Origin of the sequence: Cohnella lubricantis (assembly GCF_014212015.1) — a bacterium.
Taxonomy (GTDB): domain Bacteria; phylum Bacillota; class Bacilli; order Paenibacillales; family Paenibacillaceae; genus Cohnella; species Cohnella lubricantis.
The window spans coordinates 83,847-94,426 of sequence record NZ_JACJVN010000021.1 but is presented as its reverse complement, the minus strand read 5'-3'; the positions used below and the strand labels follow the sequence as shown (position 1 = coordinate 94,426).

9 protein-coding genes and 1 pseudogene are annotated in these 10,580 nt (G+C 58.8%); all 10 read right to left on the bottom strand.

The window, feature by feature from the left end; all coding sequences use genetic code 11:
* Window positions 1-328, bottom strand: a pseudogene (locus H4Q31_RS05455) (NADH-quinone oxidoreductase subunit C); the annotation flags it as partial.
* Window positions 325-843, bottom strand: coding sequence for a NuoB/complex I 20 kDa subunit family protein (locus H4Q31_RS05450; protein WP_185178055.1), 519 nt, complete (start codon window positions 841-843; stop codon window positions 325-327). The gene H4Q31_RS05450 and the pseudogene H4Q31_RS05455, both read right to left, overlap by 4 nt.
* Window positions 828-1,226 carry an NADH-quinone oxidoreductase subunit A gene (locus H4Q31_RS05445; protein WP_185178054.1) on the bottom strand — a complete coding sequence of 133 codons (399 nt, stop codon included), beginning with the start codon at window positions 1,224-1,226 and terminating at the stop codon, window positions 828-830. Before H4Q31_RS05445 ends, H4Q31_RS05450 begins: the two co-directional genes overlap by 16 nt.
* A 162-nt stretch (window positions 1,227-1,388) precedes the next feature.
* On the bottom strand, window positions 1,389-2,948 hold the full coding sequence (locus H4Q31_RS05440; RefSeq protein ID WP_185178053.1) for a stalk domain-containing protein: 1,560 nt from the start codon (window positions 2,946-2,948) through the stop codon (window positions 1,389-1,391).
* 15 nt (window positions 2,949-2,963) lie between these two features.
* Window positions 2,964-5,960, bottom strand: a complete 2,997-nt coding sequence (locus H4Q31_RS05435) for an Ig-like domain repeat protein (RefSeq protein WP_185178052.1) — start codon at window positions 5,958-5,960, stop codon at window positions 2,964-2,966.
* Between the two features lie 176 nt (window positions 5,961-6,136).
* Window positions 6,137-6,589 (bottom strand): Dps family protein, encoded by a 453-nt coding sequence (locus tag H4Q31_RS05430; protein WP_185178051.1) that lies wholly within the window; start codon window positions 6,587-6,589, stop codon window positions 6,137-6,139.
* Between the two features lie 73 nt (window positions 6,590-6,662).
* Window positions 6,663-7,664, bottom strand: coding sequence for a YpdA family putative bacillithiol disulfide reductase (locus H4Q31_RS05425; protein ID WP_185178050.1), 1,002 nt, complete (start codon window positions 7,662-7,664; stop codon window positions 6,663-6,665).
* A 129-nt stretch (window positions 7,665-7,793) separates the two neighbouring features.
* The gene (locus H4Q31_RS05420) at window positions 7,794-8,195 is read right to left on the bottom strand and encodes a F0F1 ATP synthase subunit epsilon (RefSeq protein ID WP_185178049.1); all 402 of its coding nucleotides are present in this window, start codon (window positions 8,193-8,195) and stop codon (window positions 7,794-7,796) included.
* Between the two features lie 23 nt (window positions 8,196-8,218).
* Window positions 8,219-9,625, bottom strand: a complete 1,407-nt coding sequence (gene atpD, locus H4Q31_RS05415) for a F0F1 ATP synthase subunit beta (RefSeq protein ID WP_185178048.1) — start codon at window positions 9,623-9,625, stop codon at window positions 8,219-8,221.
* A gap of 41 nt (window positions 9,626-9,666) precedes the next feature.
* Window positions 9,667-10,536 (bottom strand): ATP synthase F1 subunit gamma, encoded by an 870-nt coding sequence (atpG, locus tag H4Q31_RS05410; protein WP_185178047.1) that lies wholly within the window; start codon window positions 10,534-10,536, stop codon window positions 9,667-9,669.
* Window positions 10,537-10,580: the final 44 nt, after the last annotated feature.

The following is a 10,580-nucleotide window of genomic DNA, read 5'->3' as shown; positions in this document are numbered from 1 at the left end:
TGGCTGCCTCGCGCGCCTCCAGCGCCGCCTTGCGCCGGGCGGCCTTCTCCTCGTCCGTCTCCTGGCGGCGGACGGAGGGCTTCTCGGCGGCGGGGGCCTCCGCAGCCAGCGATGTTGGAGCCTGCACAGCAGGCGTCGGCGCAGCCGGAGTCGCCGGCTCCAGCGCGGCTGGGGACTCTGCGGGCCGAGCAGCCTCCGCAGGCGGGGCAGACGGAGCCGGCTCCGGCGCGGCCGAAGCGTCCGCAAGCTGCTGCCCTTGCGAGTCCGGTGCGCTGCGCTCCGGTTCGCCGGTCACCTTTTCCCCCGTTGGCTTCTCCTCCTCGCTCATGCATTCGTCACCCGCTTCCCGGTTCTGGCCTCATAGCGGATCTTCTCCTGCAGCTTGTTAATGCCGTAGATAAGCGCCGCCGGATTCGGCGGACAGCCCGGAATATAGACATCGACGGGGACGATCTGATCGACGCCCTTAATTACGGAGTACGACTTGACATACGGCCCTCCCGCCGTCGCGCAAGACCCCATCGCGATGACCCACTTCGGCTCCGGCATCTGGTCGTAGAGCCTGCGGAGCAGCGGGCCCATCTTCTTCGTCACCGTGCCGGATACGATCATGACGTCCGCTTGGCGCGGGGACGTCCGGAACATAACGCCGAACCGGTCGAGATCGTAATGCGGCGCGCCGGCCGCCATCATCTCGATGGCGCAGCACGCCAGCCCGAAGGTGAGCGGCCACAGCGAGTTGCTGCGCACCCAGCCTTTGAGCGCTTCGATGCTTCCGACGAATACGTTGCGTTCCAGTTCCTTAACGTCTTCCGGCGACACTCCCGCTAGATTGAATTCCACTGCAGCACCTTCTTCCTCCAGGCGTAGACGAGGCCGACGAGCAGCAATCCGACGAAGATGAACATCTCCGCAAGCGCAAATAGGCCGAGTTGCTTATACGCCACGGCCCACGGATACAGGAATACGGTCTCCACATCGAAAATAACGAACATTAACGCATACAGATAATACCTGACGTTAAACCGAATCTGGCTGTCTCCCACCGGATCGTTGCCGCTCTCGTAGGTGGTCTCTTTCTCCGGGGTCGGGCTGCTCGGTCTCAACTGGCGGCCAAGCCAAAGCACGACGATCGGAAACGCGATGCCTAGTAACAAGAATACGGTTACAATGACATATTGATTCGCGTAATTCTCCACCTCATCGCCTCCAGAGCAAACTGGCATAAGAGACTGCGGATAAACTGGGAAAATGCTCCCACAATTATAACAAATGCTGCCAGTTGCGTCCATGATAAAAGCGTTTACATCGTTCGACGCGCTTCGTGTCTAACGAGGGCAAAGCGGCCCCGGACTTCTCGTCCGGGGCCGCCGTATTCTTCCATGCCATTAATCCCGCAGCAGCACCGTTGCCGTCTCGGCGTGCCAGCCGACCGCGATGCCCATCTGTTCCGCGATGAAGCGAATCGGCACATAAGTCCGGCCGCCGTTCACATACGGCGCGACATCCATCTTCGCCGTCGTCGCCGCTTCGCCAGCGATCTGAGTAACCTCCTGAGAGCCGACCGTCAGCGAGATCGTACTGTCCGCCCCCTTCAGGATCACGTTCGCGCCCTCGAAGGACACCGTATACCCGAGCGCCTCCGCGACCGCGCGTACCGGAAGCATCGTCCGGCCGTTCCGCAGCTCCGGCTGCGTATCGAGCTTGATCTCCTGCTCATTGTGCAGGACGCGGATCTCGCCGTTCGCCTTCCACCCGTTCGGCAGCTCGTAGAACTCCACCTTGCGAACCTTGTTGTTGAACGTATCCGCGACGTACAGATCGCCATCCTGATCTATCGCGACGTCCGATGGCAGGTACAGCCCAGCCTGCTCATCGACGCCGTTGGCGCTCCCGTATTCGCTGGCATTGCCGACGACCGTCGTCACTTGTCCGTCCTTCAAATAGCGGACGCTATGATTTAAGCTGTCGGCGATATAGAGGCCGCCTTCGGCATCAATGGCGAGCCCGTGCGGGCTGTTGAAGCGCGCGGCGGCGGCAGGGCCGTCGGCATACGCCCCTTCAGCGTACAGCTTGCCATCTGCAAGGTCTCCGCCGCCTGCCGCCGTCGTCACGGTGCCGGCTTCGAAGTCGATGTAGCGAATACGCTGATTCCCGGTATCGCTGACATACAGGTTACCCTTCGCATCGAGCGCCAGTCCGGACGGTTCATTGAACAGCGCCTCGGCGATCGGGCCGTCCCGGTAATCGCCGGTCGGCTCCACAATGCCGCCGAGCAATTCGGCGACCCGCTCCGACGGCGCATTCAGCGTCGTCACGTTACCGGCGGCATCGATCTTGCGGATCGCATGGTTCAGCGTATCCGCCACATAGATGTTGCCCGACGCATCGACGGCGACGTCGGACGGGGCATAGAGGGAGGCGCCTTTGCCTTGCCCGTCCTCATTCCCCAAGACGCCGTTGCCTGCGACGGTCGAGACGATGCCATCCGCCGAGATTCGGCGAATCGCGTGATTGCCCCGGTCGGCGACGTAGACGTTCCCTTCAGCGTCGGCAGCCATGCCCATGGGGCTGGAGAAGAAGCTCGCCTCGGCTTGGCCGTCTGCATACGCGCCTGTCGGAAGTCCGTCGTCTCCGAACAGAACCGCATACTCTGTCCCGGCATACACCTGAACGCTGCCGTTCTCAAGGATGCGAATCCGTTGATTGTCCGTATCCGAGACCAGCACCGAGCCGTCCGCGAGCGGAAGCACCGCGCCGGGATGGCGGAACGCCGCTTCCGCGGCCGCTCCGTTCCATTCCTCGTATTCGCCGCTGCCAGCTGCGTCGAACGCCTCGATCAACGGCCTTCCCTCCGGCGAATAGACCGCCGCGCTGGCGGAGACGGCTCCTCCAAGAAGGAGGGCTGCCGCCAATCCGCATATGCCGAATGTACGAATGATAGTCATAAGGTCTCCTTCTGATTAAATAGTAGGGTGAAATTCATCACCTTTGAAATAAATATGAGCCTCGATCGGATTGCCATCATAATCGAAGAACTCCGCGGATATCAGACTAAACGAATCGATAGACTGTCCATCGCCGTTGAACGAAATATAGGCCAGCCAATCGGTAGATTCGAACGTTACTCCCGTTCCCGAATAGAAATCGTACGTTGTTATGCCTTCGTCGGAGTTAACGCCTTCTTCAACCGTACTCGGGTCGATTTTATCGCTGTTATAGCACCCATACAGGCAAGTAGCTGTATCTCCGCCCGTGTCGAATTTAAGCTGCGCGTGGTATACCGCCGAATTGACGCTGAACCGGTCAAGCGAGATGGTCACATCGTACGACGAGTCGGGATAGAAGTCGACATCCACATATACCGATGGAGGAATCTCCGATTCATCCATCACCGTCAGCCTCGCCGCGCCTTCGCTTGCCGCCTGCTTATCCGTTCCGGTGAAGAATGCGCGATAAGTCCGTTCGTCTTCCGATGCGGTCTCCGGGATCTGCACGTCAAAGGTTACGATGCCTTCATCTTGTACGGTAAGTTCGTGTTGATCAAGCAATTCCCCGTTCTCATACAGTTCGACCTTCCCGACCGGCAAAGCGGCTCCTTCTACGACCGGGGATATCCTCACTTCAAACGGTACGGTCTCTCCCGGCGCAGCGAATCGACTCGGCGTCGACACTCTCGTCATCGTCTCGACTTGAGTTACGGTTACCTTAACAGGTTCAGAGACGCTCGGTTCCGTCGTGTCCGTCTCGGACGTGCTCGCCTCAATCCAATTGTCATCTATTGCGAGCAACTCCAAACTATCGTTCGGTGATAGGTACAAAGCGGTGACACCATTATCTGTGAATGCAGTACCAATCACCCGCTTCGTCTCATGATCGCGGAAGGTGACTTCCGTTCCATCCGGAACCGGCCGACCATCTTCCATGATGCTCACATTCGCGGTCAATTCGACCGATTCGCCCGCATAGATCGCATCCTTATGAACCGTTATACTCGTCTTTGTCGCTAATCCGGGCGCCTCCGGCGGCACCACCGTCAGCTCCGCACTGCCTTCGCTGCCTGCCTGCTTCTCCGTGCCGACATAGACGGCTCTGTACATGCGAGCAATATCCGAAGCCGGCTCATCGATCTGTACGTCGAAAGTCGCTGTGCCTTCCGCGTCCAGCGGCTTCGAGCCGATCTCCGTATCGCCCGCATACAGCTTGACGGTACCGACTGCTGCAGCTTGGCCGTGCTGCGGCGACACAGTGACGGTGAACGGCACCGTATCGCCGACCGAAGCGACTGGCTCCGGCGATGTCACTTCCGTCACGGTCTCGTTCTTATTCACCTTCAACATGACCGGCAAAGACGTGTTCGATTGGGTCGTCGATGTGCCTGCCGTGAACGCATTGATATAGTTATCTCCGACGTCGAACAGGGCAAGGCTGTCTTCTGGCGATAAGCTCGCCATGGCGACGCCGTCATGCGTCTCGGCCGTCGCGATCTGCTGCTTCGAGATTCGGTGTTGGAACGTTACCGTCGTACCGTCTGGAACCGGCTGACCGGTCCCGGAGAGACTCGCACGAGCGGTCAATTGGACGGACTCGCCTGCGTAGATCTCACTCTTGTTGAACGAGATCGTCGTTGTCGTCCCTGCCTTGGCCGGTTCGGACGAACCGCCGCCCGGGCTTTTGCCGGTCGTCGGTGTTGTCGGCGCCGTTGGCCTCATGGCGTCCGACTGTTGCTGCTTCTCGTCTTGCTTCTGCTGAACGCGCTGGTCCAACGCATCCCTCTGAGCATCTGTTAACTGGGACTTCAGCTTCTCAATCGCTTCTTGCTGCTTGCTCTCAGCCATCTTTTGATTCTGTTCCTTCAGCGCTGCCGCTTGCTGCTGGATCTGCTCGATCAGATTCTGATTGTTAGTCTCGAGCTTTTGCTTAATGTCTTCCTTCTGGTTCTGCTTCTGGTCTTGCTTCTGCTGCTGCAGTTCTCTCGCTTGTTCCAGCTGTCGCTGCTTCTCCAGAGATTCCTGGTTGCCTACATTCGGAATCTCCGGAATCTCGACTTCTCGATTCGGGCTATATTGAGCGGAATCCTCCAGCAGCTGTTGGATCTCTTCTTCCGGCAGCTTGCTCTGAGATGAGTTGATGATCTGCTGCAGAACACTCTGGAAGTAATCGAGGGAGGGAGGTGTCGAAGGGCTCGACGGCAATCCGTCACCGGATGAACCCGCCCCATTCGCAGCTTCGCCTGACTTCGCTTCCTCTCGGTTCTCCTGGTCGATCTTGTCAACCGCTTGGATGATGCTTGAGATGACCGAAGGCGGGACATTGTCGATCAGCGTCCCTGGATCGATCGAATTAGAGAACGGAATCGAATTCCCGATTACCTCCACTTGCTGTGCCGGACTCACGATCACTCCGCTTCCTCCAGCTGGCGTGCCTCTGCTCGGAGCGCTCGGCGGCGTGACGCCTACATGCCCCGACAGAACGGCCATGCTGGTCAAGCCGGTCACCGGGTCGGTCGTAACGACGTAATTCGTCCCCCGCGCGCTCATGATAGACGTCGGCGTCTCAACCTGATAGGAGCTGTTCGACCCGGTCAGCTTCTGGACGCTGTTCAACATGGTCCCCGTCCATGTATGGATGGCTGTCTCCGTGCTGCCGTCAGCGTTCCCTCTCAGCTTGGACAACGCTCCGTTCCAATTCTCGCCCAGCACGATCTCATCGTCGCGATCAGCGGCCTTCAGCGTCAAGCTGCCGCCCTTCCCGACTTTGATTCGGTCGCCTTCGTGGAACTCCATGCCTTGATACACACGAAGTTCCTTTGCTCCTCCGGCTTGCATCACGGTCACGGTGCCGACGACTTCGATAGCCGTCGCATAACGCGCCGAAGCCCCGAACGCCGTACCCGAGAATACGCTTAATATGATGGCAATGATTAGTGAAGATAAAGCCAATCGCTTTGCTTTCCTCAACCTCTCGTCCTCCTATTGGGCCAACTCTGATTTTTCCTCCGTTTACCATTCTAAAGGCAGAAGGAAGCGTTTTACAACGAAAATCTGAAAATAATAAAAACCGCCTATTCCGTAGGAACAGGCGGCTTAGGTCGTCGATATATCCTAATCGATGCCGTTATTGGCGCAGACTGCTGCTAGACACCGACAGGAAGCCCTTTGGCCGTAGCCGACAGGATCCAGATCTGCTTCTGAAGCTTCTCTACAAGACCGTTCAGGAAGTCCGATGTGACCGCGTCACCCGACTCATCCGCCTGCTTCGCCGTCTGCCTCATGCTGTCGGCCAGCTTCCGGAAGTCGTTAATGACCGCCTGCAGCATCTGCGTGTCCGTCGTCTCGTTGCCGGCTTCGGCGAGCGTCCCCTGCGACAGATACTGCTTCAACGAGGAGATCGGCTTGCCCCCGATCGCCAGAATGCGCTCAGCCACATCGTCCAGCGACTCCGCCGCGAAGTCGTACAGCTCCTCAAACTTCGCATGCAGCGCGAGGAAGTGGGGACCCGTCACGTACCAATGATAATGGTGCAGCTTCGTATAGAGGATGTTCCAATCCGCCAGATGAACGTTCAGCTTGTCCGCTATGTTCGCCATGTTCTTCGTACCTCCCGGGTGCTAGGTTCCCAAATATTGTACCCAGTTAAGGGAGGAAGCAATCCCTTGGACGTCAATTAGCTCTCTTGGCGGCGAGATGCTCGGCGATCATCCGCCCATGGAACCTTCCCGATTCGATGAAAATCTCGTTCGCATCGCGTCCCGTGGACACGACGCCAGCCAGATAGATGCCGGGGACGTTCGTCTCCATCGTCTCCGGATTGTGAGCCGGCGGAATCACGCCGTCCGGCGCGTCCACGCCCATCGCGCGAAGGAACGCGCGATCGGGCCGGAAGCCGGTCAGCGCCAGCACGAAGTCGGCTGGCAGCGTGGACTGCTCGCCTTCGGCAGCAGCCGCGGAGCTATCCGCCTTTTCGACCCGAATCCAGTCTAGCCCGATCTCCGCCACTCGCGACTGCAGCAAGAGCTGAATGGCGCCCTTCGCCACCTTGCCCTCGAAGAGAGGCCGTACCCAAGGCTTGATGTTGTCCGATACCGACTCGCCCCGGTAGACGACTGTTACGTTCGCGCCGACGCGCTCCAGCTCGAGCGCTGCGTCTACTGCCGAGTTGCTGCCGCCGATGATGGTGACTCGCGTGCCTGCATAGGGATGTGATTCGCGGAAGAAGTGGCTCACGTGAGGCAGGTCCTCGCCCGGGATGCCGATCCAGTTCGGATGATCGAAGTACCCTGTCGCCACCACGACGGCTCCTGTCCTCGTCGCCAGCTTCACGCCCGCTCGTGTCTCCGACTCCACCCGGAAGCCGTTCTCCTCTCTCACAACCGCAGTTACCCTCTCATAACGCCGAATTCGCAGCTCTCTGCGCTCCGATACGATGCGGTAATAGTGCAGCGCCTCCAAGCGGGAGGGCTTATCGTTCGGCGTCACGAACGGCACGCCGGCGATCTCCAGATTCGGGGCTGTGCTGAAGAATTGCATGTTCGTCGGGTAACAGCTGATCGAATAGGCGATGTTCTCCTTCTCGATAATAAGAGGGTTGAAGCCCTTGTCCTGCAGCTCGGCCGCGGCCGACAGACCGCATGGGCCGGCTCCGATAATGATGACGTCTTCCATGCCGATCGCCGCCTTCCTTGAACTCATATGTAACACTTATACCATAACGCCGAGGGTATCCCCAAATGGCAAAATCGCCGGGAAGCGCATCCTCACGGAATTAGCGCTTCTCGGCGATTCGGGTGAAGCTTATTGTTGACCGGACGTTTGAATGCGTGTCACGGCGCGTTGCAGAGCCAGTTCGGCGCGCTTGTGGTCGACTTCGTCGGCCTTAGCGGCTAGCCGCTGTTCAGCGCGTTCCTTAGCTTGCTGAGCGCGAGAGACGTCGATGTCGGAACCCAGTTCCGCCGCTTCCGCCAGGATGACCACTTTGTCCTTGCGCACTTCCATGAAGCCGCCGTGTACGGCGATGAACTCTTCCGAGTTCCCCTTCTTGGCCTTGATCGGCGCAATCTTAAGCGGAGTCACGAGCGGAATGTGATGCGGCAGAATACCGAGCTCTCCGGCGACGCCTTTGACGACGACCATGCTCACGTCTTCCTCGTAAACTTTGCGTTCCGGGGTCACGACCTCGAGCCGTAAGGTGCTCATCGGTATTCCTCCTTAGCGGCGGATTAGAGCCCTTGTGCGAGCTTTTTCGCCTTCTCGACGGCTTCCTCGATGGTACCAACGTTGTGGAACGCCGGTTCCGGAAGGTCGTCGTGCTTGCCTTCAAGAATTTCTTTGAAGCTGCGTACGGTCTCTTTGACCGGCACGTAAAGTCCCGGGATACCGTTGAACGCTTCGGCAACGTGCAGCGGCTGCGACAGGAACAGCTGTACGCGGCGGGCACGGTAGACGACCTGCTTGTCTTCTTCGGACAATTCGTCCATACCGAGGATAGCGATGATGTCTTGAAGCTCCTTGTAACGTTGCAGCAGCTTCTTAACGCCTTGAGCTACTTCGTAATGCTCTTGTCCTACAACTTCCGGCGCCAGAATCCGGGAAGAGGAAGCGAGCGGGTCAACGGCCGGGAAGATACCCATAGCCGCGATGTTACGCTCCAAGTTCGTCGTCGAGTCCAAGTGCGCGAACGCCGTCGCCGGTGCCGGGTCGGTGTAGTCGTCGGCCGGAACGTAGATCGCCTGAATGGACGTAACGGAACCCTTCTTCGTGGAAGTGATCCGCTCTTGCAATTGGCCCATCTCCGTTGCCAGCGTCGGCTGGTAACCAACGGCGGACGGCATGCGGCCGAGCAGCGCGGATACTTCGGAGCCCGCTTGCGTGAAGCGGAAGATGTTGTCGATCATGAGAAGAACGTCGCGTCCTTCTTGATCGCGGAAGTACTCGGCCATCGTCAAGCCCGTCAGAGCGACGCGCAGACGCGCGCCCGGAGGCTCGTTCATCTGGCCGAATACCATTGCCGTATTGTTGATAACGCCGGAATCGCGCATCTCGTGGTACAGGTCGTTACCTTCGCGGGTACGTTCGCCTACGCCGGCGAATACGGAGATACCGCCGTGCTCAGCCGCGAGGTTGTGAATCAATTCCTGCAGGGTAACGGTCTTGCCTACGCCGGCGCCGCCGAACAGGCCGACTTTACCGCCCTTGGCGTACGGGGCGATCAGGTCGATAACCTTGATGCCCGTCTCCAGCATCTCTTGCTGCGTGGACAGCTCGTCGAATGCCGGAGCCTTGCGGTGAATCGGGTTCTCAATCGAACGGTCGACATCGCCGTTTCCGTCGATCGGATCACCCAGAACGTTAAATACCCGGCCCAGCGTAGCCGGACCTACCGGTACCGTGATCGGTTTGCCCGTATCCACTGCTTCCATGCCTCTTACCAAGCCGTCCGTGGACGACATGGCGACGGCGCGGACCAGGTTGTCACCAAGGTGCTGCGCCACTTCAACCGTCAGGTTGATCTCGCGTTCACCGGTTTGCTGAATCTTGATCGCGTTGTAGATGTCCGGCAGGTAGCCGTGGTCGAACTCGATGTCGACGACCGGGCCTGTGATCTGGACAATGCGCCCCTTGCTCATGCGTGTCCCTCCTGTAACTTCTTAATCAATCCGCGCTTCGATTAGCTAAGCGCATTGGCGCCGCCGACGATCTCGGCAATCTCTTGCGTGATCGCAGCCTGACGCGCGCGGTTGTAGTGCAGCGTATATTGTTCGATCATCTTCGTAGCGTTCTTCGTCGCGTTGCCCATCGCCGTCATCCGGGCGCCGAATTCGCTTGCCTTGTTCTCCAGCAGAGAGCTGAAGACCAATGTCTCCGCGTACTTCGGCAGCAAGACGTTCAGCACTTCTTCTGGGGAAGGCTCGTACTCGTAATCCGCAGCAGGACCTTCCTTCTTGCTGAACTCCGCAGCATCCATCGGAAGCATCTGCTTGATCGTCGGGATCTGAGAGATCGCGTTGATGAAGCGGTTGTATACGACGAAGAGCTCATCGTATTCGCCGTTCTCGAAGCCCTTCACCGCAGCGGACGCGATCGATTTGATATCGGCGAAAGCCGGAGAATCGGGTACGCCGATAACTTCCTGCTGAATCGGGAGGCCGCGGCGCTTCAGATAATCATAGCCCTTCCGACCGATCACGAACAGAGTGAACTCGTCGTTCGACTTGTGCTTCGACTTGATCGTCTCCACCAGCTTCTTCAGCAGGTTCGAGTTCAGACCGCCCGCTTGTCCGCGGTCGGAGGAGATGACCAAATACGCGCTGCGCTTAATCTCGCGGCTCTGAAGCATCGGGTGCTTCACGCTGCCGCCGCCCGTCGCGATGCTCGCGACCACTTCCTTGAGCTTGTCGGAGTAGGGCCGGCTGGCGAGCGCCGCGTTCTGAGCGCGACGCAGCTTCGAAGCCGCGACCATCTCCATCGCTTTGGTGATCTGCTTCGTGTTCTGCGTGCTCTTGATCCTACGCTTAATCTCGCGCATTCCTTTAGCCATTCATGTCACCACCTTATTACCGGGCTGGTCCGATCGTTCGGCTG

What these genes read in the sequence shown, in the direction of transcription:
- H4Q31_RS05445 (WP_185178054.1), bottom strand. Translation starts at nt 1,226, where the DNA reads ATGCCAGTTTGCTCTGGAGGCGATGAGGTGGAGAATTACGCGAATCAA.
- H4Q31_RS05440 (WP_185178053.1), bottom strand. Translation starts at nt 2,948, where the DNA reads ATGACTATCATTCGTACATTCGGCATATGCGGATTGGCGGCAGCCCTC.
- H4Q31_RS05430 (WP_185178051.1), bottom strand. Translation starts at nt 6,589, where the DNA reads ATGGCGAACATAGCGGACAAGCTGAACGTTCATCTGGCGGATTGGAAC.
- H4Q31_RS05425 (WP_185178050.1), bottom strand. Translation starts at nt 7,664, where the DNA reads ATGGAAGACGTCATCATTATCGGAGCCGGCCCATGCGGTCTGTCGGCC.
- H4Q31_RS05420 (WP_185178049.1), bottom strand. Translation starts at nt 8,195, where the DNA reads ATGAGCACCTTACGGCTCGAGGTCGTGACCCCGGAACGCAAAGTTTAC.
- atpD (WP_185178048.1), bottom strand. Translation starts at nt 9,625, where the DNA reads ATGAGCAAGGGGCGCATTGTCCAGATCACAGGCCCGGTCGTCGACATC.
- atpG (WP_185178047.1), bottom strand. Translation starts at nt 10,536, where the DNA reads ATGGCTAAAGGAATGCGCGAGATTAAGCGTAGGATCAAGAGCACGCAG.